Here is a 23084-nt window from a genome sequence, read left to right as displayed (position 1 = left end):
AGGAGAAGCCTGCATGAGTCTGCAAGGTAAAGTTGCACTGGTTACCGGCGCGAGCCGTGGCATTGGCCAGGCCATCGCCCTGGAACTGGGCCGTCAGGGCGCCGTCGTGATCGGCACCGCCACTTCCGCCTCGGGCGCCGAGCGTATCGCCGCGACCCTGAAGGAACACGGCGTTCAAGGCACCGGCCTTGAGCTGAACGTAACCAGCGATGAGTCCGTGGCTGCCGTACTGGCCGAGATCACCGCCCAGTTCGGCGCGCCTGCGATTCTGGTGAACAACGCCGGTATCACCCGCGACAACCTGATGATGCGCATGAAAGACGACGAATGGTACGACGTGGTCGATACCAACCTGAACAGTCTGTTTCGCCTGTCCAAGGGTGTTTTGCGCGGCATGACCAAGGCCCGTTGGGGGCGAATTATCAATATTGGCTCCGTAGTGGGTGCCATGGGCAACGCAGGCCAAGTAAACTATGCAGCCGCCAAGGCCGGCCTGGAAGGTTTCAGCCGTGCACTGGCGCGTGAAGTCGGTTCGCGGTCGATTACGGTCAACTCGGTGGCCCCAGGGTTCATCGACACCGATATGACCCGCGAACTGCCGGAAGCACAGCGTGAAGGCTTGCTGACGCAGATTCCGCTGGGCCGTCTGGGCCAGGCCCAAGAGATCGCGAATGTGGTCGCTTTCCTGGCATCCGACGGTGCGGCATACGTGACTGGGGCTACAATCCCGGTGAACGGCGGGATGTACATGAGCTAAATTGTGACGGATCGCTTCAAAAAAATGTCATACGAGCTGTCTAAAATCCGTTATAAAGCTGCAACTTAATTTATAGGCAGGTGGCAAACCGGGTACAGGGTGAAGCTTTCAGTTGAAAAGCTGAAAAGCCTTTCTATACACTTACCCACTGGCCAGCTGCCTGAATTTGTCCATTAGGAGTTAAACAAGGTATGAGCACCATCGAAGAGCGCGTCAAGAAAATCGTTGCCGAGCAACTGGGCGTCAAAGAAGAAGAAGTGGTCAACACTGCTTCCTTCGTAGAAGACCTGGGTGCCGATTCCCTTGACACCGTTGAGCTGGTGATGGCTCTGGAAGAGGAATTCGAGACCGAAATCCCGGACGAAGAAGCTGAAAAAATCACTACTGTTCAAGCTGCTATCGACTACGTTACGAACCACCAGGCGTAATAGTTTGTAGTCGTCGCCTGCTGTTAGGGAAAAACCGCACTGCTGTAACGGCGTGCGGTTTTTTCTTTAGCGCTGATGAAAAGTAAGCTCTGAAGCAAAGTGTCGTCATTAGAAAAAGGAGAGTGCTGTGTCGCGTAGACGCGTCGTAGTCACCGGTATGGGTATGTTGTCGCCACTGGGTACGGATGTGCCGAGCAGTTGGCAGGGCATTCTGGCTGGCCGCAGTGGTATTGGTCTGATCGAACACACGGACCTTTCTGCCTATTCCACCCGTTTTGGCGGCTCGGTAAAGGGGTTCAATGTCGAGGAATATCTCTCGATCAAAGAGTCCCGCAAGCTCGACCTGTTCATTCAATACGGCCTGGCAGCCGGTTTCCAGGCAGTGCGTAACGCTGGCCTGGAAGTGACCGACGCCAACCGTGAGCGCATCGGCGTGGCCATGGGTTCGGGTATTGGCGGTTTGACCAATATCGAAGAAACCAGCCGCACGCTGCATGATTCCGGCCCTCGTCGAATTTCACCGTTCTTCGTGCCTGGCTCGATCATCAATATGATTTCCGGGTTCCTGTCCATCCACTTGGGGGCGCAGGGGCCTAACTACGCGATTGCTACCGCGTGCACCACGGGTACCCACTGCATCGGCATGGCGGCGCGTAACATCGCCTATGACGAAGCCGACGTGATGATCGCCGGTGGTGCTGAGATGGCGGCCTGCGGCCTGGGAATGGGCGGTTTTGGCGCCTCCCGTGCCCTGTCGACCCGCAATGACGAGCCGACCCGTGCCAGCCGTCCGTGGGACAAGGGCCGTGACGGCTTTGTACTGTCCGACGGCGCCGGTGCCCTGGTACTCGAAGAGTTGGAGCACGCCAAGGCGCGTGGTGCAACGATCTATGCCGAGTTGATCGGTTTTGGCATGAGCGGCGACGCCTATCACATGACCTCGCCACCGTCCGACGGTGCCGGCGCTGCAAGGTGCATCACCAATGCCTTGCGCGATGCCAGGGTCAATGCAGACCAGGTGCAGTACATCAACGCCCATGGCACCTCGACCCCGACGGGCGACCTGGCGGAAGCCGAAGCCATCAAGTCGGTATTCGGCGAGCACGCCTACAAGCTGGCGGTCAGCTCCACCAAGTCCATGACCGGCCACCTCTTGGGTGCGGCGGGCGCGGTCGAGGCGATCTTCAGCGTGATGGCCATCAAGGACCAGGTCGCTCCGCCGACCATCAACCTCGATGAGCCGGATGAAGGCTGCGACCTGAACTTCGTGCCGCATGAGCCGCAACAGATGCCGATCGACGTTGCGATCTCCAACTCGTTCGGCTTCGGTGGCACCAACGGTTCCCTGGTGTTCCGCCGGTTCGCCGAGTGATGTACAGCTGGGTCGACGGTCAGCCAGCGGACAGCGTGCCCCTGAAAGATCGCGGCCTGGCGTACGGTGATGGCCTGTTCGAGACCATCGCCGTCAAGGCCGGGCAGCCCGTGCTGCTTGACCGTCACCTGCAGCGCCTGGATGAGGGCTGCAGGCGCCTCGCTTTCGTTGTGGATCAGACGTTGGTCCGCAGCGAAGTGCAGGCCTATGCCGCCGCTCTCGGCGACGGTGTCCTCAAGCTGATCCTCACCCGTGGCGACAGCCTGCGCGGTTATGGCATCAACCCCGAGGCCCCGGTGCGTCGTATCTTGCAGGGCAATCCGCCTGCTACCTATCCCAAGGCCCATGGAACCGACGGTGTTCGTCTGTTTGCGTGCGCCACCCGCCTGGCCGAGCAGCCGCTGCTGGCCGGTCTCAAGCACCTCAATCGCCTCGAGCAGGTGATCGCCCGTGCGGAATGGCAGGATGCCGAACATGCCGAAGGGTTGATGCTGGATGTGTCCGGGCGTGTCATCGAAGGCGTATTCAGCAACCTGTTCCTGGTAAGTAATGGCTTGTTACTAACCGCCGATCTGAATCGTTGCGGCGTTGCAGGCGTCATGCGCGCCGAGATTCTGGCTCAGGCGAGCGCCCTGGGCATCCCGGTGGCCGTGGCTGACATCAGCCTCGAGCACTTGCGGGAGGCCGATGAAGTCTTTGTATGCAACAGCGTTTATGGCATTTGGCCGGTGCGTGGATACGCCGCGATGAGCTGGTCGGTTGGGCCGCTCACCCGTAAACTGCAGGGCATTGTTCGCGCGCTATTGGATATTTGAGTTGATACGAAAACTGGTTGTACTGCTGCTGATCGGTCTGTTCTCGGCGGCTTTGCTGTTGGGGTTTTCCGCGTGGAAATATGACGCTGCCTTGAAGCAGCCGTTGAATCTGACCCAGGAGCAATTGCTCGATGTGCCGGCAGGGGCTACCCCCACCGGCACCTTCAATCGTCTGGAGGCGGATGGCGTGCTCGACGGCGCGTTCTGGTTGCGCCTGTATTGGCGTTTCAACCTGGACGGCCAACCGCTGCACAGCGGTGAATACCGCATGACCCCGGGCATGACCGCCGAAGGCCTGATCGGCCTGTGGCAGCACGGCGAGGTGGTGCAATACAGCCTGACGCTGGTGGAGGGCTGGAATTTCCGCCAGGTGCGTTCGGCCCTGGCCAAGCATGAAAAGATCGTGCAGACCCTGGCGGGCCTGAGTGACAGCGAAGTGATGGACAAGCTCGGCCATCCTGGCGTGTTCCCCGAAGGTCGGTTCTTCCCGGATACCTACCGCTTCGTGCGCGGCATGACCGATGTCGAGTTCCTGAAGAAAGCCTATAACCGCCTGGATGATGTCCTCGCCCAGGAGTGGAGCAAGCGTGCTGCCGACGTGCCCTATACCGACCCCTATCAAGCCTTGATCATGGCCTCCCTGGTGGAGAAAGAGACCGGTGTGCCGGAAGAGCGCGGGCAGATTGCCGGTGTGTTCGTACGCCGCCTGAAGATCGGCATGCTGCTGCAGACCGACCCCACCGTGATCTACGGCCTGGGCGAGCGCTACAACGGCAAGTTGACCCGTGCGCACCTCAAGGACGCCAACCCCTATAACACCTACATGGTTGCCGGCCTGCCGCCGACACCCATCGCCATGGTCGGTCGCGAGGCGATCCATGCCGCGTTGAACCCGGTGCCGGGCAGCAGCTTGTATTTCGTCGCCCGTGGCGACGGCAGCCATATTTTCTCCGATGACCTGGGTGCGCATAATGCCGCTGTGCGTGAGTTCCAGCTCAAGCGCCGTGCCGATTACCGCTCAAGCCCGGCACCGCTGGTAAAACCGCCGGAAGACCTGGCGCCGCCTGCTGATGCACCCGCCGCGCCCGCGCCGGATGACGCCGCGCCGCAAAGCCCGCAATGACTCTGACTAAGGACTGCCTGTGACTGGCTTGTTTATTACCCTGGAAGGCCCCGAAGGCGCCGGCAAAAGCACCAACCGCGATTACCTGGCCGGCCGCTTGCGCGCTGAAGGTGTCGAGGTGGTGTTGACCCGTGAGCCCGGCGGTACGCCACTGGCCGAGCGCATCCGTGACGTGTTGCTGGCCCCAGGCGAAGAACAGATGAACCCGGACACCGAGCTGCTGCTGGTGTTCGCTGCCCGTGCCCAGCACCTGGCCGAGGTGATTCGTCCGGCCCTGGCCCGCGGTGCCGTGGTGATCTGCGACCGTTTTACCGATTCCACGTATGCCTACCAGGGCGGCGGCCGGGGGTTGTCCCTGGCGCGTATCGCCACCTTGGAAACCTTTGTGCAGGGTGATTTACGTCCCGACCTGACCCTGTTGTTCGACCTGCCGGTGGCAGTGGGCATGGCCCGCGCCAACGCCCGTGGGCGTCTCGACCGTTTCGAACTGGAAGGCCAGGGTTTTTTCGATGCTGTGCGCAGCGCGTTTCTCAAGCGCGCCCAGGCTGAACCGGCGCGCTACCACCTGCTGGACGCGGCCCAGCCGTTGACGCAGGTGCAGCAGGCCATCGACGCCCTGTTACCCAAGCTGTTGGAGCGCGCCCGTGGCTGAAGCCTACCCGTGGCAGGACGGTCTCTGGCAGCAGTTGGCCGGCCGTGCCCAGCACGCCCACGCCTATTTGCTGCACGGGCCGGCCGGGATTGGTAAGCGCGATCTGGCTGAGCGACTCATGGCCAGCCTGCTGTGCCAGCGCCCGGTCAACCTTGAAGCCTGCGGCGCGTGCAAATCCTGCCTGTTGCTCAAGGCCGGCAGCCACCCGGACAACTACCTGCTCGAACCCGAGGAAGCCGACAAGGCGATCAAGGTCGACCAGGTGCGTGACCTTGTCAGCTTCGTGGTGCAGACCGCGCAGATGGGCGGGCGCAAGGTGGTGCTGATCGAGCCGGTGGAGGCGATGAACATCAACGCCGCCAATGCCTTGCTCAAGAGCCTGGAAGAACCCTCCGGCGACACGGTGCTGTTGCTGGTGAGCCACCAGTCCAGCCGCTTGTTGCCGACCATTCGCAGCCGGTGCGTACAGCAGGCCTGCCCGTTACCCAGCGAAGCCATGAGCCTGCAATGGCTGGCGAAGGCGCTGCCGGATTGCTCCGCAGAGGAGCGGATCGAGTTGCTGACCCTGGCGGCCGGTTCCCCGCTGGCGGCCGTCAAGCTGCAAGCCCAAGGTGTGCGTGAGCAGCGCGCCCTGGTTGTGGACGGGGTGAAAAAACTGCTCAAGCAAGAGCTGTCCGCCACCCAGTTGGCTGAAAGCGCCTGGAAGGACATTCCCTTGCTGCTGCTGTTCGACTGGTTCTGTGATTGGTCGAGCCTGATCCTGCGCTACCAGTTGACCCAGGACGAAAACGGCCTGGGCCTGCCTGACATGCGCAAGGTGGTGCAATACCTCGCGCAGAAGAGTGCCCAGGACAAGGTGCTGACTATCCAGGACTGGATCCTCGCCCAGCGCCAGAAGGTGCTCGGCAAGGCCAACCTCAACCGTGTGCTGTTGCTTGAAGCGCTGCTGGTGCAGTGGGTTGGCTTGCTCGGCCGGCGTTAATTTCCGTGGCCGACGGGTGTATCGTTGGCCAGACACTTTCCGTGACCTAAGTCGTAATTTCCTATGCTTGTAGATTCCCATTGCCACCTTGATCGCCTTGACCTCGCCCAGCACGGCGGCTCCCTGGATGCTGCCCTCGACGCTGCACGCCAGCGTGGGGTAGGGCATTTCCTGTGCATTGGCGTCAGCGCCGACAATGCTGCCGACGTCAAAGCCCTGGCCGAGCGTTATGCCGATGTGGATTGCTCGGTGGGTATCCACCCGCTGGACCTCAAGCCCGGCGAAGCCCCGGCCCTCGACTGGCTGCTGGGCGAACTCAATCACCCGCGGGTGGTGGCCATTGGCGAAACCGGCCTGGATTACCATTACGAGCCGGAAGCCGCCGAGTTGCAGCAGGCCTCGTTTCGCCTGCACTTACAGGCCGCCGGGCAAACCGGCAAGCCGGTGATCGTCCACACCCGTGGTGCCCGTGCCGACACCCTGGCCCTGCTGCGCGAAGCCGCGTTGCCCCAGGCCGGCGTGTTGCATTGCTTTACCGAGGATTGGGACATGGCCAGGGCCGCACTCGACCTGGGCTTCTATATTTCCCTGTCGGGCATTGTCACTTTCCGCAATGCCGATGCCCTGCGCGACGTGGCGCGCCAAGTGCCAGCCGACCGCCTGCTGGTGGAAACCGATTCGCCGTACCTGGCGCCGATTCCCCATCGTGGCAAACCGAACCTGCCTGAATATGTACGGGATGTGGCGGATTACCTGGCGATGCTGCGCGGTGAGTCCTATGAGCGCTTTGCCGAGCAGACCACCGAGAACTTCAAGCGCCTGTTCCCGCTGGCCCACGTTGCTGCATGACAGGACTGAATCGCAGGCAAAAAAAACCCGGGTTCTGGGGGGTGAATCCGGGTTAAGACCATTAGGAGTAAAACAAGGGCACACAGTCCGTCGGTACCCAGGTCGGCGCTTCACTTGGGGGAGATGTCACGCCGACAGTTCAAGTATTGATCAGTATCTGATTCAGTCCAGTCGCGACTGATCGTTTTTTAAACAGATTTGGAATACATGCGCTTCGCTTGAGTTCTCATTGGGCGGGTGCACGGGTGCAGTTGTTGCGTATTATTTCTGACTGATAGGCATGAAAACGTTGGCGCCTTGAAAGTAAAGTGCAGGGCGGGTTCACATAGACGTTGCCCAACGACCGTTCAGTCGGGATAATCCCTCGCACTGGGTAAATCGTATCGCCATGTATTCGTGGCCCTGCGCAGCCCTCCCTATTCCGACCTTTGCAGACCTCTTCCTCATGCACAAAGAACCCCGTAAGGTCCGTGAGTTTCGCCGCCGTGAGCAGGAAATTCTCGACACCGCACTCAAGTTGTTCCTCGAACAAGGCGAAGACAGCGTCACCGTCGAGATGATCGCGGATGCCGTGGGTATCGGCAAAGGCACGATCTACAAACACTTCAAGTCCAAGGCCGAGATCTACCTGCGCCTGATGCTCGACTATGAGCGCGACTTGAACGAGCTGCTGCATTCGGCCGATGTCGACAAGGACAAGGAGGCCCTGTCCCGCGCCTACTTCGAGTTCCGCATGCGCGACCCGCAGCGCTACCGCCTGTTCGACCGCCTGGAAGAGAAGGTGGTCAAGGGCCATCAAGTGCCGGAGATGGTCGAGGAGTTGCACAAGATTCGCGCCTCGAACTTCGAGCGCCTGACCCTGCTGATCAAGGGCCGCATCAGCGAAGGCAAGCTTGAAGACGTACCGCCGTACTTCCACTACTGCGCCGCCTGGGCCTTGGTGCACGGCGCCGTGGCGCTGTACCACTCGCCGTTCTGGAGCAATGTGCTGGAAGACCAGGAAGGTTTCTTCCAGTTCCTGATGGATATCGGTGTGCGCATGGGCAACAAGCGCAAGCACAGCTCCGAGCCGGCACTGGTTGAAGCGGCCCCCGTCGAAACCCCGGCCACGTAATGATTTACTGCCAGGCGCAGTAACCCAGGAATATACTCAGGCAAGGATCTTGCTAAAAGCTGATTTGTCAGTCAGTTTTTAGCGCGCCCGAATCATCCTCTGCCGGAGTGATCCATGATCGTTGATCGTCAAGGCAGGCGTTTTCGCAATTTGCGGATCAGCCTGACCTCAGCCTGCAATTACGCGTGTACCTACTGCGTGCCGAACGGCAAGCGGCTGGTGGCTGCCCAGGACGAACTCTCGGCCGAGGCCATGGCCCGTGGCGTGGCCTACCTGATCGAGGCGGCGGGCATCGACCGCTTACGTATCACCGGCGGCGAACCGCTGGTCAGCCCCAAGCTGGAAGCCTTCATGGGCGCGGTGGGCGGCATGGGCCTCAGCGACATCAGCCTGACCACCAACGGCCAGTTGCTGGCGCGCAAACTGCCGCTGCTGGTGGATGCGGGGATTCGGCGTATCAATGTTTCCCTCGACACCCTGGATGCCGATGCCTTTCGCAGCATCGCCCGTGGCGGCGACCTGGCGACCGTGCTCGATGGCATGGACCAGGCGCGTGCCGCCGGGATCAAGATCAAGGTCAACATGGTGCCGTTGCGCGGCCAGAACCTCGACCAGGTGATGCCGCTGCTCGATTACTGCCTGGAGCGTGGCTACGAGCTGCGTTTTATCGAGTTGATGCGCATGGGCCACCTGGCCAAGGACTCCAATGCATTCCTGCAGCAGTTCGTCAGCCTGCAACAACTGCTCGGCCTGATCGGCGAACACCACGAATACCTGCAAGCCAACGCTCCCGTGGATGCCACGGCGGTACGCTACGAGGTGCCGGGCAAAGGCTTCTTCGGCGTGATCGCCAACGAAAGCGTACCGTTCTGCCGTACCTGTTCACGGCTGCGGTTGTCGTCGACCGGCTGGCTGCATGGCTGCCTGTCGTCGAGCAACCGTCACTATGTCGGCGACCTGTTGGACAAGCCTCGCCACCAGGCGCTGCCGGCCCTGCAAGGCCTGCTGATGAAGGCCTTGGGAGACAAGCAGGAAGTGGCTTTCTCCGGCGGCGCGACGGTCATGAAGATCATCGGCGGATAATGCTTTCCCAAGATTAAACATCAGCCAATGTGGGAGGGCGCAAGCCCCCTCCCACATTTAGTTCTGCGTTGTTTCCAAATGGCGCGGATTCTGCATCTCGTGTCCATTCGCCGGTTTTCCGTCACCGGCTTCTGGAGGATTAGGATGCGTAGTCTGGTTTTGTTGCTGGTGTCGTTGACGCTGAGTGGTTGCATGACCGTCAGCGATATGGCCGAAGGCACCCGTTATCAGATGAGCGACGCCGGGTTGCTGGACCACAGCGACACTCGTCGGACTGCCTCGGTGCGCATACAGCCGGATTCCTTTGTCTTTATCGCCCAGGGTGCGTTCGTACCCCCCGGCAGCGCCTACCCGCGGCCGAATGTGGTGGCGGAGGAAGCCTTCAACGGTTTCGTCGAGTACTTCCCCATGGTGCGTCGTGCTCGTCAGCCGGAAGGCCTGGAGCAGGCGATGGCCGAGGCCCGTGCGGCGGGTGCCCACTACCTGCTGTACTGCCGTTTCGCCAAGGCCGATGACCGTATCGGCAACGCCGACGAATGGGCTGATCAAGAGGCGCTGGACCGGCTTGGCCTGGACAACGGGGTAATCCAGATCATGTTGATCGAGACCAGCACCCAGTATTTGATTGATACTGCACGTATTCGCAGTCGTGGCGGTTTACTGACGTTCCACGACAACAAGCCAGAAGACCTGATTGCCCGCCCCTTGGCGCAGTACGCCCGAGGCCTGCTGGGCATGGGCGATCAGTAACACCAAGGAGAACACCATGACCGATTCCGCCAAGGCCAACGATCTGTTGGCTCAGTTGCCCAAGGGCAAGGGACCGGCGCCGGTGCATCTGTGGAACCCGGATTTCTGCGGCCACATCGACATGCGCATCGCCCGTGACGGCACCTGGTTCTACCAGGGCACGCCGATCGGGCGTAAGCCGATGGTCAAATTGTTCTCTACTATCATCCGCCGCGATGGCGATGATTACTTCCTGATCACCCCGGTGGAAAAAGTCGGTATCACCGTCGATGATGCGCCCTTTGTCGCGGTTACTCTCGACGTCGAAGGGCAGGGCGAAAGCCAGGTGCTGCGCTTCACCACCAACGTCGACGAACAGGTTGCAGCCGATATCGAGCATCCACTGCGGGTGGTGATCGACCCCGTCACCCAGGAACCGTCCCCCTATCTGCGGGTGCGTACCAACCTCGAAGCCCTGGTGCATCGCAATGTGTTCTACCAATTGGTGGAGTTGGCAGTGAGCCGCCCGATCAATGGTCAGAACTGGCTTGGCGTATGGAGCGGCGGCGAGTTTTTCCGTATTGGCCTGGAGCCGTGAAGCCGGTTTTTTTCATCTCCCTGAAATAATTCCCTTGCTGCAAATGGCCGCTTTCGGTTATCAGTTTGTACATGATTAGACATGTCCGATTTGATAAGAAAAAACGCGTCGTCGACGAGCTCATCCGCCGTATCGAGGGAGGGGTGATGGCCGACGGTTTCCTGTTGCCGGGCGAGCATCAACTGGCTGAAGAGTTTGCGGTCAGCCGGGGCACGCTGCGTGAAGCCCTCGCCGAACTCAAAAGGCGCAATTACATCGCGACCCAGAGCGGCGTGGGCTCCATCGTCACATTTGATGGCATCGCGCTGGATCAAACCAGCGGTTGGGCCCAGGCCCTGGCGGACACCGGGGCCTTGGTGACCACCGATATTCTGCGCCTGGAAGCAGTGACGCGCGCCGATCTGTTCAGTCGCTTCGGCACCGACCAATTTATCGCCCTCGACCGCCGTCGCCGCACGACTGATGGCACGGCCGTTTCCCTTGAGCGCTCGCTGATGCCCGCGTCTGGTGGTCTGGAAAGCTTGCCGCGCGTTGGGCTGATCGATAATTCCCTGACCATCACCCTGGCAGCCTACGGTTACGTCGGTGCCGAAGGTGACCAATGGATCGGCGCCGAGCCCCTCAGCGATGAAGACGCCGAGTTGCTTGGCCGACCTGCCGGTACCGTGTTCCTCAAGGCCTCGCGCACCACCTACGATCGCCGCGAGCGCTTCATGGAGTACGTCGAAAGCCTGCTCGACCCTCTGCACTTTCGCCTGCACCTGCAGTTTGGATCTTCGAAATGACCCCGAATACCCGCGCCCTCGGCGCTTTCTACGGCCTGGCCTTGGGCGATGCCCTGGGCATGCCCACCCAATCCCTGAGCCGTGAGCAAGTGCAACAGCGCTTCGGTGCCATTACCGGCCTGGAAGATGCCGACGCCGACCAACCCATCGCGCCCAATATGCCGGCGGGCTCCATCACCGATGACACCGAGCAAGCGATCCTGGTGGGTGAGTTGCTGGTCGAGGGCCAAGGCAAGATCGACCCCGCCGTGCTCGCCCGGCGCCTGATCGATTGGGAAGCGGTGATGCGCGCCAAGGGCTCCCAGGATCTGCTCGGCCCGTCGACCAAGCGTGCAATCGACATGATCCTCAACGGCCATACCCCGGAAGAATCCGGGCGCTACGGCACCACCAATGGCGCCGCCATGCGCATCACTCCCGTCGGGATCGCCGCCAATGTCAGCGACCCGGCGCGATTTATCCAGGCGGTGATCCAGGCCTGCCAGGTCACCCACAACACCACCCTGGGCATCTCCAGCGCCGCGGCAGTGGCGGCGGTGGTGTCCGCAGGCATCAACGGTGTGGACTTGGGTGAGGCCTTGAATATCGGCACCCAGGTGGCTCAACAGGCGGAAGGCCATGGCCATTGGATTGCCGGCGGGCGCATCTCCACCCGTATCAGTTGGGCGCGCACCCTGAGCGTCGGCAGCGGCGACACAGCCCTGTTCGCCGACCTGCTGTATGAATTGATCGGCACCTCCGTCGCCTCCCAGGAGTCGGTGGTGGTGTCGTTTGCCCTCGCCCAGCAAGTGGCGGTGGGGGCCATGAACGCGTTCGAAGCCCTGTGCCTGGCTGCCAGCCTGGGTGGCGATACCGACACGATTGCCGCGATGCTCGGCGCGATGCTCGGTGCCTGCCTCGGCCTGCAGTGCTGGCCCGAATCGATGATCGAACAGGTCAAGCAGGTCAACGGCCTCGATCTGCAGCCGCTGGTTCAAGGCTTGCTCGCATTGCGCTGAGTCAGGAAGACCGCGTATCCGCCACAACCACAACAATACAGGCACCAGGAGCACCACTCATGAGCAGCACTTCTTCCGGCCAAAGCGCCGGGCAATTGGAAACCCGCGGTATCGAACCGGTCCCTGAGGGCGAGTGCAACGGCCATCCACTGCAACTGTTCTGGGTGTGGTTCGCCGCCAATATCAGCATCCTCGGCCTGCCCCTCGGCGCCACCCTCGTGGCGTTTCGCGGCCTGGCCATCTGGCAGGCGATCATCGTCGCGATCCTCGGCGCCGCGGGCTCGTTCGCCGTTGTGGGCATCATCTCCATCGCCGGCCGTCGCGGCCGTGCCCCCAGCCTGACCTTGTCCCGCGCCATCTTCGGCGTGCGCGGCAATATCGGCCCGACGCTGGTGTCGTTGATGTCGCGCCTGGGCTGGGAAACCGTCAACACCACCACGGCTGCCTTCGTGTTGCTGTCGTTGTGTTCGATTCTGTTCGGCTCTGCGGTGGAAGCGAAAAGCGCACCGGTCCTCACCCTGATCTTCATCGGCATTTTCGTGTTGCTGACCTTGGCCGTTTCGGGCCTCGGCCACGCCACCTTGCTGGTGATCCAGAAGTGGGCCACCTACGTGTTCGGCGCGTTGAATATCCTGGTGGGCGGTTTCCTCTGCGCCACCATCGACTGGAGCGCGGTGTTCAACGCCACCCCGGCTCCCCTGAGCGCGATGATCATCGGCGTCGGTACCATGGCCGCCGGTACCGGTATCGGCTGGGCCAACGCCGGTGCCGATATGTCGCGCTACCAGCACCGCAGCGTCACCGCCGTGCGCCTGGTCGCGTCGGCGGCGTTTGGTGCGGGCATTCCGCTGGTGTTGCTGATTACCCTCGGCGGCCTGCTGTCGGTCGGCAACAACGACCTGGCCGCGGCCACTGACCCGATCATCGCGATCCGCGACATGCTGCCCACCTGGATGGCGGTGCCGTACCTGATCACCGCGTTTGGCGGGCTGTTGCTGTCGAACAACCTGTCGGTGTATTCGGCCGGCCTGACCACCTTGACCCTCGGCCTGAAGGTCAAGCGCGTGCATGCGGTGATCGTCGACATCGTGGCGATCTTCGCCGGTTCCATCTACTTCATGCTGATCGCCGACAGTTTCTACGGCCCGTTCATCACCTTCATCTCGTTGCTGGCGGTGCCGATCACCGCGTGGGTGGGGATCTTCGTGGTCGACCTGATCCATCGTCACTACTACAGCCCCAAGGACCTGCTGGACGTGAGCCCGAGCAGCGCCTACTGGTATCGCGGCGGTGTGGAATGGCGTGCCTTCGGCGCCTGGGCCGTGGCCATCGTGCTGGGTTTCAGCTTCACCACCATCGGCACCACTGCCGAGAACATCTGGTTCGCCGGGCCGTTGTCCGACTCCTGGCTGGGCCACAACGGCCTGGGCTGGATCGTCACCTTCCTGGTTGCCGGTGGGATTTATGCGGTACTGGGCGGCGCGGCTGACCGTCGTCCGGCGTTGGTAGAGAGCCCTAATGTCTAGATTGCTGCACACCGGCCAGGTCATCGTCGACCTGGTCATGGCCCTCGACACCTTGCCCGCGACCGGCGGCGACGTGCTGGCCAAGTCCGCCAGCTTCGAAGCCGGCGGGGGCTTCAATGTGATGGCGGCGGCACGGCGCAATGGCTTGCCGGTGGTCTATCTGGGCCGTCACGGCACTGGCCGCTTCGGCGACCTGGCCCGCGCGGCGATGCAGTCAGAGGGCATTGACATGGCCCTGGCAGCCAGCAGCGCAAAGGACACTGGTTTGTGCGTGTCCCTGACCGAAGCCACTACCGAGCGCACGTTCATTTCCCATATCGGCGTCGAGGGTGAACTCAGCCAGGAGGATTTGACCACCGTCGTACCGCGTGTCGACGACTACGTCTATGTCAGTGGCTACAGCCTGCTCCTGGAAGGCAAGGCCCAGGCGCTGATCGACTGGCTGCTGGCACTGCCCCGGGAAGTCGTGGTGGTGTTCGATCCGGGGCCGCTGGTCAAAGCGCCGGATTCGGCCTTGATGCGTGCGCTATTGCCACGTATCGATATCTGGACCAGCAATGGTTCTGAAGCCTTGGCGTTTACCGGCGCGGCGGACATCGCTGCCGCGTTGCCGGCGCTCAGCCAGCACCTGCGCGCCGAGACGCTATTGGTGGTGCGTGACGGACCGAATGGCTGTTGGGTGGGGCGTGCGGGTCAGATCGAGCATGTGCCTGGCTTCAAGGTACAGGCGGTCGACAGCAATGGCGCCGGGGATGCACATGCGGGGGTATTTATTGCCGGGTTGGCACAGGGTTTGAAACCTGTTGCCGCCGCCCGTCGAGCGAATGCGGCGGCGGCGCTGGCGGTCACGCGCTGGGGGCCCGCTACGTCGCCCGGCACCTCCGAGGTCGACGCATTAGTCGCCGAATGAACACAAATCACAAGTGTGGAGGGAACCAGCCCCCTCCACACTTGGATCCGTGTTCAGCCCGCTTTGTGCAGCGCGTCGATCAACTGTTCCTTGCGCATGGTCGAGCGCCCCGGAATATCTTTGGCCCGGGCTTCTTGGAGCAGGCTTTGCTTGGTCTGTGTGCCCAGCGAGGCTCGGCTGCTGCGCGGGTGGCCGTCACGGCTGGCGGCGGCGCGCCTGGCTGATTCATGCCGGTCCGAGGCTTTCTTGGCCGGCGCTTTACGCTGACCGGAGCCGCCGGCTTTTTCACCGCCGCCAGACTGCTTGTTCACCGTAGCCCAGGCCCGGGCTTCGGCTTCGTCCTTGGGAACGCCTTTATGTGCGTAACTCTCTTCGATACGCGCGGCCTGGCGCTTCTGTTCGGGGGTGTATTTGGCTTTGCTTCCACGAGGCATCGCAATACTCCTTCTGGCCCCAACAGCGGGGCCAGACCAGACAAATGGGTTACTGAGTGCGTTCGCCGTCCAGCTTACGCGCCTCGTCCACGCCAGACGCGGTCAGCTTGATCGGCAGGTTCAACGAATATTCACCGGCGTCGTCGGTGGTCACGTGACCATCCTTGATAAGCCCGCGGTCCTGCAGAAACGCCAAGACACTGGCAACCTCTTTTTCGCCGCGGTAGTTGTCCAGCACCTCCTTGCCCAAGCCTTGCGGATGGGCATGCAGCAGGCGGGTGAGGACTTCTTTCTCAAGGTTTCTATCGACGTTCATGCATACCTCTTCACTGGGAAATGATGGGGTGTTCGTCTTCAATCGTTCGCTGGATCAAGGCGCAGGCTGTTTTGGCGCGCCCGGCAGGTTCGAGTCATCGCCTTTATTGATCTTCGGCTCATTCACCGAAGGGCCCATTTTGCCGTTGCCGACGGCCGCTGGCGCCTGGCGTTGGGTGTCGTGACCCTGGGTATGCGGGTCGGCCCCATTGGTGTTATCGATGACCGCACCGCCGTTGGTGTCCAGGCCTGTGCCCATGGATTTTTGCGATTCGGTGGTGGCATCCGGGTTGGTAGGACCGGTGGACGACGTGGCAGCGAAACCACTCAGCGAAACCGAAGACAACAGGCCAGCAAATGCGAGGGCGGCAAACTTGGAATGCTTCATGAGGGTGTCTCCATATGATTGATGTCCTTACCCTCTATTGGTCAGTTGTGCCTTGATGATCGTGCCTGGGTGGCGACGAACGGTGCCGTGGCACCTGTAAGATTTTGTGTGTCGGCTGCCGGGTTCCCCATAAATTGCACTGCAATCAGTCATCAAAGCGCCTTAGTATGTGTGCTTTGAAATTGCCAAGGCTCGCCCATGACCATCGAGATTCGCCCCGCCGTGCCCAGCGATGCTGCGCAGATCCTGACTTTCATCACCGAACTCGCCGAGTACGAGAAAGCCCGGCATGAAGTGATCGCCAGCGTGGTGGACATCCAGCGCAGCCTGTTCAGCGAGGGCGCCACGGCCCATGGCCTGATCTGCTCGCGGGATGGTTTGCCGATTGGGTTTGCGGTGTTCTTTTTCAGCTATTCCACGTGGCTGGGCAGCAACTGCCTGTATCTGGAAGACCTGTACATCAACCCGGAACAGCGTGGCGGCGGGGCGGGCAAGAAGCTGTTGCGTCATTTGGCGAAGATTGCCTTTGATAACGGTTGCGCGCGCTTCGAGTGGAGCGTGCTGGACTGGAACGAGCCGGCGATTGCCTTTTACAAATCCATCGGTGCGCAGCCGCAGGAGGAGTGGGTGCGTTATCGCATGGAAGGTGATTCGCTGCGGGACTTCGCCCTCGGCTGAAGCCACCGTTTTGAAAGCACTGTAGATCAAATGTGGGAGGCGGCTTGCTCCCACATTATTTTTTGATTTTGCTCACTATATGGGATGCAAATTTATATATTGAGATATTTCAAATGATGGGTTTATAGTCGTCTGCATCAGCACTCACTGCCAAAAATAAAACAGGTGACGCGATGCAGGCCCAACCGTTGTCATTACCCGCCGTGCCCGAGCCAACCTACGGCGAGCGCCTGAAGAATAAGGTGGTGATCATCACCGGCGCCGCCCAGGGCATTGGTGAGGCGATCGTCGCGTGTTTCCAGGCCCAGCAGGCGCGCCTGGTGATCGCGGATATACAGGGCGACAAGGTCGAGAAAGTCGCCGCCCACTGGCGCGAACGCGGCGCCGAGATCTACGCCCAACCCGTCGATATCACCTGCAAAGCGCAATGGCTGGCGTTGGTCAATGTGGCCATTGAGCGCTTCGGCCGGGTGGATGTGCTGGTCAACTGCGCCGGGGTCAACGTGTTCCGCGACCCGCTGGAGATGAGCGACGAAGACTGGCGCCGTTGCTTCGCCATCGACCTCGACGGCGCCTGGTACGGCTGCCGCACGGTGTTGCCGCACATGATCGAGCAGGGCATCGGCAACATCATCAATATCGCCTCCACCCATTCCAGCCACATCATTCCCGGCTGTTTCCCTTATCCCGTGGCCAAGCATGGCCTGCTCGGGCTCACCCGCGCCCTGGGTATCGAATACGCGCCCAAGGGCATCCGCGTGAATGCCATCGCCCCGGGTTATATCGAGACCCAGCTCAACGTCGATTACTGGAACGGTTTCCCCGACCCCCACGCCGAGCGCCAGCGCGCGTTCGACCTGCACCCGCCCAAGCGCATCGGCCAGCCCGTCGAGGTGGCGATGACGGCGCTGTTCCTGGCCACCGACGAGGCGCCCTTTATCAATGCCACCTGCCTGATGATCGATGGCGGGCGGTCGGTGATGTACCACGACTAGAACTTGCCACTCCCAATAACAACAAGAGGTGCCGTTCATGAAAAAAGCAATACGCGTACTGGCAGCTGCCGCCGTGCTCAGCGGCCTCAGTACTTTCGCATTTGCCGAGGAAGTGAAGATCGGTTTCCTGGTCAAGCAGGCCGAGGAACCGTGGTTCCAGACCGAATGGGCCTTCGCCGAAAAAGCCGGCAAGGAACATGGCTTTACCGTGATCAAGATCGCCGTGCCCGATGGCGAGAAAACCCTCTCGGCCATCGACAGCCTGGCCGCCAACGGCGCCAAGGGCTTTGTGATCTGCCCGCCGGACGTGTCCCTGGGCCCGGCCATCGTCGCCAAGGCCAAGGCCAACGGTTTGAAAGTGATTGCCGTGGATGACCGCTTTGTCGACGCCAAGGGCAACTTCATGGAGGACGTGCCGTACCTGGGCATGGCCGCGTTTGAAGTGGGCCAGAAGCAAGGCGCCGCCATGGCTGCCGAAGCGAAAAAACGCGGTTGGGACTGGAAGGACACCTACGCGGTGATCAACACCTTCAATGAACTCGACACCGGCAAGAAACGCACCGACGGTTCGATCAAATCCCTCGAAGAAGCCGGCATCCCTAAAGACCACATCCTCACCGCCGCACTGAAAACCCTCGACGTCCCCGGCAGTATGGACGCCACCAACTCGGCCCTGGTCAAGCTGCCCAGCGGTGCGAAAAACCTGATCATCGGCGGTATGAACGACAACACCGTGCTCGGCGGCGTGCGCGCCACCGAAAGCGCCGGTTTCGCCGCCGCCAATGTGATCGGTATCGGCATCAATGGCACCGACGCCATCGGCGAATTGAAGAAAGCCAACAGCGGCTTCTTCGGCTCCATGCTGCCGAGCCCGCACATCGAGGGCTACAACACTGCGCTGATGATGTACGAGTGGGTCACCAAGGGCACCGAGCCGCCTAAATACACGGCCATGGATGAAGTGACCCTGATCACCCGCGCCAACTTCCAGGAAGAACTGACCAAGATCGGGCTGTGGAAATGACGGCGGCGGCCCTGCGTTTCGACGCTATCGGCAAGACCTTTCCCGGGGTCAAGGCGCTGGACGGCATCAGCTTCACCGCCCACCCGGGGCAGGTGCACGCCCTGATGGGCGAGAACGGTGCCGGTAAGTCGACGCTGCTGAAGATCCTCGGCGGCGCCTATATTCCCAGCAGCGGCAGCGTGCAGATCGGCGCGCAGACCATGGCGTTCAAATGCGCCGCCGACAGCATCGCCAGCGGCGTGGCGGTGATCCACCAGGAGTTGCACCTGGTGCCGGAAATGACCGTCGCCGAAAACCTGTTCCTCGGGCATTTGCCCTCGCGCTTCGGCGTGGTCAACCGGGGCCTGCTGCGCAAGCAGGCCCTGGCTTGCCTCAAGGGCCTGGCGGATGAAATCGACCCCGAGGAAAAACTCGGGCGCCTGTCCCTGGGCCAGCGCCAACTGGTGGAAATCGCCAAGGCGCTGTCCCGTGGCGCCCATGTGATTGCCTTCGACGAACCCACCAGCAGCCTGTCGGCGCGGGAGATCGACCGCTTGATGGCGATCATCACGCGCTTGCGGGACGAGGGCAAAGTGGTGCTCTACGTCTCGCACCGTATGGAAGAGGTGTTCCGCATCTGCAACGCGGTCACGGTGTTCAAGGACGGCCGCTACGTGCGCACTTTCGATGACATGAGCGTGCTGACCCACGACCAGTTGGTGACCTGCATGGTCGGTCGCGACATCCAGGACATCTACGACTACCGCCCGCGCGAGCACGGCGAGGTGGCGCTCAAGGTCGATGGTTTGTTGGGCCCGGGTTTGCGTGAGCCGATCAGTTTTGAGGTGCGCAAGGGCGAAATCCTTGGCTTGTTCGGCTTGGTGGGGGCAGGGCGCACGGAGCTGTTCCGTTTGCTCAGCGGTTTGGAGCGCGCCAGTGCCGGCAGCCTTGAGTTATGCGGGGAGGCCCTGCAACTGCGCTCGCCCCGCGACGCCATCGCCGCCGGTGTACTGCTGTGCCCCGAGGACCGCAAGAAGGAAGGCATCATTCCGCTGTCCAGCGTCGCCGAGAACATCAACATCAGCGCCCGTGGCGCCCACTCTTCGTTCGGCTGGTTGCTGCGCGATGGCTGGGAGAAGGGCAACGCCGACCAGCAGATCAAGGCGATGAAGGTCAAAACCCCGACCGCCGCGCAAAAGATCATGTACCTGTCCGGCGGCAACCAGCAGAAAGCCATTCTCGGCCGCTGGCTGTCGATGCCGATGAAGGTCCTGCTGCTGGACGAGCCGACCCGCGGCATCGACATCGGCGCCAAGTCGGAGATCTACCAGATCATTCATAACCTCGCGGCCAAGGGTATTGCAGTCATTGTGGTGTCCAGCGACCTGATGGAAGTGATGGGCATCTCCGACCGCATCCTGGTGATGAGCGAAGGCGCGCTGACCGGCGAACTGAGCCGCGATCAAGCGGATGAAGCACGCCTGCTGCAACTGGCACTCCCGCGTTCGCGGGCTTGAAGAATAAGAGGGTGTAGGCATGTCTCAGGTAAAAACTGCAAAGGGCTTCTGGCCGGGTTTCAACCAGCGCAAGTTTCTCGATGACTGGGTGATGCTGCTGGCGGCATTGGGCATCTTTGTGCTCAGCGCGCTGTTTATCGACAACTTCCTCTCGCCGCTGAACATGCGTGGCCTGGGCCTGGCGATTTCCACCGTGGGCATCGCCGCCTGCACCATGCTGTTCTGCCTGGCGTCGGGGCACTTCGACCTGTCGGTGGGCTCGGTGATCGCCTGCGCCGGTGTGGTGGCGGGGATCGTGATTCGTGACACCGACAGCGTGGCGCTCGGTGTGTCCGCTGCATTGGCCATGGGGTTGGTGGTGGGGCTGATCAACGGCATTGTCATCGCCAAGCTGCGTATCAATGCGTTGATCGCGACGTTGGCGACCATGCAGATCGTGCGCGGCCTAGCCTATATCTTCTCCAATGGCAAGGCGGTGGGGGTGATGAACGAGGATTTCTTCGTGTTCGGCAACGGCCAACTGCTGGGCGTGCCGGTGCCGATCATCATCACCGTGCTGTGCTTTGTATTTTTTGGCTGGCTGCTCAACTACACCACCTATGGGCGCAACACCATGGCCATCGGCGGCAACCAGGAAGCCGCGTTGCTCGCCGGGGTGAACGTTGATCGCACCAAGATCATCATCTTTGCCGTGCACGGCCTGATCGGCGCGCTGGCCGGGGTGATCCTCGCTTCGCGCATGACCTCGGGCCAGCCGATGATCGGCCAGGGGTTCGAGCTGACGGTGATTTCCGCCTGCGTGCTGGGTGGGGTGTCGTTGAGCGGCGGCATCGGCATGATCCGCCATGTGATTGCCGGGGTGCTGATCCTGGCGATCATCGAGAACGCGATGAACCTGAAGAACATCGACACCTTCTACCAGTACGTGATTCGTGGTTCGATCCTGTTGCTGGCGGTCATCATCGACCGCATGAAGCAGCGCTAGATCGAACACCTCCCACCTTTGGATCGCCACTGTATTGAGGGGCGGTATTTGCCATAATGCCCCCGCTTTCATACCTATAGGCCCGATATGCAGGAAAACGCCCACACCCCCGTCAAAGACGCTGCCCCCACCGGCACCCAGACCCTGCTGCGTGGCCTGGGCGTAGTGCAGGCGGTGGCGGCCGGAGCGCGGGATCTGAAAGAGATCGCCAGGCGCATCGGCACCACCCGCAGCACCACCCACCGCCTGGCCAGTTGCCTGGTGGAAGAGCGTTACCTGCGCGTGGTGCCGCAAGTCGGCTACCTGTTGGGGCCGAAGTTGATCGAACTGGGGTTTCAGGCCCGCGAAGAGCTGCCGCTGGTGACCCTGGCGGTGCCGTACCTGGATGAGCTGTCGGCATTGACCGGCGACACCATCCACCTGGCCATTCGCGAATACGACGACGTGCTTTACCTGCACAAGAACCCTGGCCGCAACGGTCCGGAAATGCGCTCGCGGGTCGGCCATCGCATGCCGTTGGCGCGCACGGGCGTGGGCAAGGCGATGCTGCTGGATGACTCGGTGCAAGAGTGGCAGCGCTTGTACGAGACCAGCCTGCCGGCGGGTGGGAAAAACCTGCAATGGCCGCAGCATCCAGAACAGTCCTGGGCGCAGTTCGAGCAGCGCATGCATGAGTACGTGGTGGGGGGATACGCGTTCGATCTGGAAGACAACGAACCGTCGATCCGTTGCGTAGCGGCACCGGTGCGCGATGCCAGCCGGCGAATCGTCGCCGGCATCAGCATCGCCAGTACCGTGCCCTACATGCCGCTGGAGAAAATGGCCGAGCTGATCCCTGTGATCAAACAGGTCGCAGCGCGGCTGTCGGCGGAGTTGGGTGCGAAGGCCTGATCAGGCCTTCAAGGTCGCCATGTCGATGACAAAGCGGTACTTCACATCACCAGCGATCATGCGGGTGTAGGCCTCGTTGATCTGGCGGATGTCGAGCATTTCGATGTCGCAGGTGATGCCATGCTCGGCGCAGAAATCCAGGACTTCCTGGGTTTCGGCAATGCCACCGATCAGCGAACCGGCCAGCACTTTACGCCCCAATACCAGTTTGGCGGCGTTGACCGGTGGGTCTACGGGCTCGATCAGGCCAACCAGGATGTGCACGCCATCAAAGCGTAATACGTCGAGGTAGGGGTTCAGGTCGTGCTGCACCGGGATGGTGTCGAGCAGGAAGTCGAAGCTGCCGGCGGCGGCTTGCATCTGTTCGGCATCGGTGGACACGATCACATGGTCGGCCCCCTGGCGACGACCTTCTTCAGCCTTGCTCGCCGAGCGGGTGAACAGTGTCACTTCCGCGCCCATGGCCTTGGCGAACTTGATGCCCATGTGGCCCAGGCCACCCATGCCGAGAATCCCGACCTTGTCGCCAGCCTTGACGCCGTAGTGCTTGAGCGGCGAATAGGTGGTGATGCCTGCGCACAGGATCGGCGCGGCGCTGGCCAGGTCGAGCTTGGCCGGGATCTTCACCACGAAGTGCTCGCTGACCACAATGCTGTCGGAGTAACCGCCCATGGTGTTGCTGCCATCGACGCGGTCCGGTGTGGCGTAGGTCATGGTCGGGCCTTCGAGGCAATATTGCTCCAGGTCCGATTTGCACGCTTCGCAGTGGCGGCACGAATCGACCATGCAGCCGACACCGACGAGGTCGCCGACTTTATGCGCGGTCACGCGGGCGCCGACGGCGGTGACTTTGCCGACGATCTCGTGGCCCGGCATCAGCGGGTACACGGCGATGCCCCATTCGTTGCGCGCCTGGTGGATGTCGGAATGGCACACGCCGCAGTAGAGAATCTCGATGGCCACGTCATCGGCGCGCGGGCTGCGGCGTTCAAACGACATGGGGGCGAGGGGAGTGGTGGCCGACTGGGCGGCGTAACCGATGGCGGTATACATGGCGAAAACCTCGCAAAAGCAGGGACAGATGAGGCGGGCCATTTTCCGCGTCACCCCCTGATGCGGCCATGGCGATTGCTCCGAGTCTCATGCCTATTCGTCCG

The 23084-nt window shown here is 61.6% G+C and carries 26 protein-coding genes; 22 read left to right on the top strand and 4 right to left on the bottom strand.

Going from position 1 to position 23084, the window contains the following annotated elements; translation table 11 throughout:
- Window positions 1-13 precede the first annotated feature (13 nt).
- The 16 genes from fabG (at window position 14) to AC07OP_RS07010 (ending at window position 14721) form a co-directional block, all read left to right on the top strand.
- Window positions 14-757 carry a 3-oxoacyl-ACP reductase FabG gene (fabG, locus tag AC07OP_RS07085; protein WP_115488997.1) on the top strand — a complete coding sequence of 248 codons (744 nt, stop codon included), beginning with the start codon at window positions 14-16 and terminating at the stop codon, window positions 755-757.
- Window positions 758-948: 191 nt separating this feature from the next.
- Complete coding sequence (gene acpP / locus AC07OP_RS07080; RefSeq protein ID WP_003442511.1) at window positions 949-1185, top strand: acyl carrier protein; 237 nt, start codon at window positions 949-951, stop codon at window positions 1183-1185.
- A 127-nt stretch (window positions 1186-1312) separates the two neighbouring features.
- Window positions 1313-2557 carry a beta-ketoacyl-ACP synthase II gene (gene fabF / locus AC07OP_RS07075; protein WP_065939059.1) on the top strand — a complete coding sequence of 415 codons (1245 nt, stop codon included), beginning with the start codon at window positions 1313-1315 and terminating at the stop codon, window positions 2555-2557.
- Window positions 2557-3372 carry an aminodeoxychorismate lyase gene (gene pabC / locus AC07OP_RS07070; RefSeq protein ID WP_495100590.1) on the top strand — a complete coding sequence of 272 codons (816 nt, stop codon included), beginning with the start codon at window positions 2557-2559 and terminating at the stop codon, window positions 3370-3372. The genes fabF and pabC overlap by 1 nt, the downstream gene beginning before the upstream one ends.
- A 1-nt stretch (window position 3373) precedes the next feature.
- Window positions 3374-4495, top strand: coding sequence for an endolytic transglycosylase MltG (gene mltG, locus AC07OP_RS07065; RefSeq protein ID WP_495100591.1), 1122 nt, complete (start codon window positions 3374-3376; stop codon window positions 4493-4495).
- A gap of 19 nt (window positions 4496-4514) precedes the next feature.
- Window positions 4515-5147: a dTMP kinase gene (tmk, locus tag AC07OP_RS07060; RefSeq protein WP_495100592.1), complete on the top strand. Its 633-nt coding sequence runs from the start codon at window positions 4515-4517 to the stop codon at window positions 5145-5147.
- Complete coding sequence (locus AC07OP_RS07055; protein ID WP_495100593.1) at window positions 5140-6129, top strand: DNA polymerase III subunit delta'; 990 nt, start codon at window positions 5140-5142, stop codon at window positions 6127-6129. The genes tmk and AC07OP_RS07055 overlap by 8 nt, the downstream gene beginning before the upstream one ends.
- A 63-nt stretch (window positions 6130-6192) precedes the next feature.
- Window positions 6193-6978, top strand: coding sequence for a TatD family hydrolase (locus AC07OP_RS07050; protein ID WP_065939055.1), 786 nt, complete (start codon window positions 6193-6195; stop codon window positions 6976-6978).
- 445 nt (window positions 6979-7423) lie between these two features.
- The gene (locus AC07OP_RS07045; RefSeq protein WP_027607814.1) at window positions 7424-8092 is read left to right on the top strand and encodes a TetR/AcrR family transcriptional regulator; all 669 of its coding nucleotides are present in this window, start codon (window positions 7424-7426) and stop codon (window positions 8090-8092) included.
- 114 nt (window positions 8093-8206) lie between these two features.
- Complete coding sequence (locus tag AC07OP_RS07040) at window positions 8207-9175, top strand: GTP 3',8-cyclase MoaA (protein ID WP_027607815.1); 969 nt, start codon at window positions 8207-8209, stop codon at window positions 9173-9175.
- A 144-nt stretch (window positions 9176-9319) separates the two neighbouring features.
- On the top strand, window positions 9320-9925 hold the full coding sequence (locus tag AC07OP_RS07035) for a DUF4823 domain-containing protein (RefSeq protein WP_495100594.1): 606 nt from the start codon (window positions 9320-9322) through the stop codon (window positions 9923-9925).
- 16 nt (window positions 9926-9941) lie between these two features.
- Complete coding sequence (locus AC07OP_RS07030) at window positions 9942-10502, top strand: DUF1285 domain-containing protein (protein WP_495100595.1); 561 nt, start codon at window positions 9942-9944, stop codon at window positions 10500-10502.
- 71 nt (window positions 10503-10573) lie between these two features.
- Window positions 10574-11287 carry a GntR family transcriptional regulator gene (locus AC07OP_RS07025; RefSeq protein WP_115489003.1) on the top strand — a complete coding sequence of 238 codons (714 nt, stop codon included), beginning with the start codon at window positions 10574-10576 and terminating at the stop codon, window positions 11285-11287.
- Window positions 11284-12285, top strand: a complete 1002-nt coding sequence (locus tag AC07OP_RS07020; protein WP_115489004.1) for an ADP-ribosylglycohydrolase family protein — start codon at window positions 11284-11286, stop codon at window positions 12283-12285. The genes AC07OP_RS07025 and AC07OP_RS07020 overlap by 4 nt, the downstream gene beginning before the upstream one ends.
- Before the next feature lie 59 nt (window positions 12286-12344).
- Entirely contained in the window at window positions 12345-13811 is a 1467-nt protein-coding gene (locus AC07OP_RS07015; RefSeq protein ID WP_065939052.1) for a purine-cytosine permease family protein, read from the top strand.
- Window positions 13804-14721 (top strand): PfkB family carbohydrate kinase, encoded by a 918-nt coding sequence (locus tag AC07OP_RS07010; RefSeq protein WP_495100596.1) that lies wholly within the window; start codon window positions 13804-13806, stop codon window positions 14719-14721. Before AC07OP_RS07015 ends, AC07OP_RS07010 begins: the two co-directional genes overlap by 8 nt.
- Before the next feature lie 53 nt (window positions 14722-14774).
- Here the strand turns inward: AC07OP_RS07010 and AC07OP_RS07005 are convergent, their stop codons facing one another.
- Genes AC07OP_RS07005 through AC07OP_RS06995 form a run of 3 tightly spaced genes read right to left on the bottom strand, consistent with a single transcriptional unit; the run spans window position 14775 to window position 15858 of the window.
- The gene (locus AC07OP_RS07005; protein ID WP_495100597.1) at window positions 14775-15155 is read right to left on the bottom strand and encodes a termination factor Rho; all 381 of its coding nucleotides are present in this window, start codon (window positions 15153-15155) and stop codon (window positions 14775-14777) included.
- A gap of 49 nt (window positions 15156-15204) precedes the next feature.
- A complete protein-coding gene (locus tag AC07OP_RS07000) occupies window positions 15205-15471 on the bottom strand; it encodes a hypothetical protein (protein ID WP_092490122.1) in 267 nt (88 codons plus the stop codon).
- A 54-nt stretch (window positions 15472-15525) separates the two neighbouring features.
- Window positions 15526-15858 (bottom strand): hypothetical protein, encoded by a 333-nt coding sequence (locus AC07OP_RS06995; RefSeq protein ID WP_027607823.1) that lies wholly within the window; start codon window positions 15856-15858, stop codon window positions 15526-15528.
- Between the two features lie 198 nt (window positions 15859-16056).
- On the opposite strand from AC07OP_RS06995, the gene AC07OP_RS06990 reads away from it, so the two are divergent.
- The 6 genes from AC07OP_RS06990 to AC07OP_RS06965 all read left to right on the top strand — a co-directional run bounded on the left by AC07OP_RS06990 (window position 16057) and on the right by AC07OP_RS06965 (window position 21927).
- The gene (locus AC07OP_RS06990) at window positions 16057-16536 is read left to right on the top strand and encodes a GNAT family N-acetyltransferase (protein WP_115489007.1); all 480 of its coding nucleotides are present in this window, start codon (window positions 16057-16059) and stop codon (window positions 16534-16536) included.
- A 173-nt stretch (window positions 16537-16709) separates the two neighbouring features.
- Window positions 16710-17531: an SDR family oxidoreductase gene (locus AC07OP_RS06985; protein ID WP_027607825.1), complete on the top strand. Its 822-nt coding sequence runs from the start codon at window positions 16710-16712 to the stop codon at window positions 17529-17531.
- A 37-nt stretch (window positions 17532-17568) separates the two neighbouring features.
- The gene (locus AC07OP_RS06980; RefSeq protein WP_065926341.1) at window positions 17569-18555 is read left to right on the top strand and encodes a substrate-binding domain-containing protein; all 987 of its coding nucleotides are present in this window, start codon (window positions 17569-17571) and stop codon (window positions 18553-18555) included.
- The gene (araG, locus tag AC07OP_RS06975; protein ID WP_495100726.1) at window positions 18552-20051 is read left to right on the top strand and encodes an L-arabinose ABC transporter ATP-binding protein AraG; all 1500 of its coding nucleotides are present in this window, start codon (window positions 18552-18554) and stop codon (window positions 20049-20051) included. Before AC07OP_RS06980 ends, araG begins: the two co-directional genes overlap by 4 nt.
- A 19-nt stretch (window positions 20052-20070) precedes the next feature.
- Entirely contained in the window at window positions 20071-21036 is a 966-nt protein-coding gene (gene araH, locus AC07OP_RS06970) for an L-arabinose ABC transporter permease AraH (protein WP_065924819.1), read from the top strand.
- A gap of 87 nt (window positions 21037-21123) precedes the next feature.
- The gene (locus AC07OP_RS06965; RefSeq protein ID WP_495100598.1) at window positions 21124-21927 is read left to right on the top strand and encodes an IclR family transcriptional regulator; all 804 of its coding nucleotides are present in this window, start codon (window positions 21124-21126) and stop codon (window positions 21925-21927) included.
- Here the strand turns inward: AC07OP_RS06965 and AC07OP_RS06960 are convergent, their stop codons facing one another.
- Window positions 21928-22980, bottom strand: coding sequence for an NAD(P)-dependent alcohol dehydrogenase (locus AC07OP_RS06960; RefSeq protein WP_065924818.1), 1053 nt, complete (start codon window positions 22978-22980; stop codon window positions 21928-21930).
- Between the last annotated feature and the right edge of the window lie 104 nt (window positions 22981-23084).

The organism is Pseudomonas sp. GW821-FHT09D08 (genome assembly GCF_059416305.1).
This window is presented reverse-complemented; position numbering and strand designations above follow the sequence as displayed.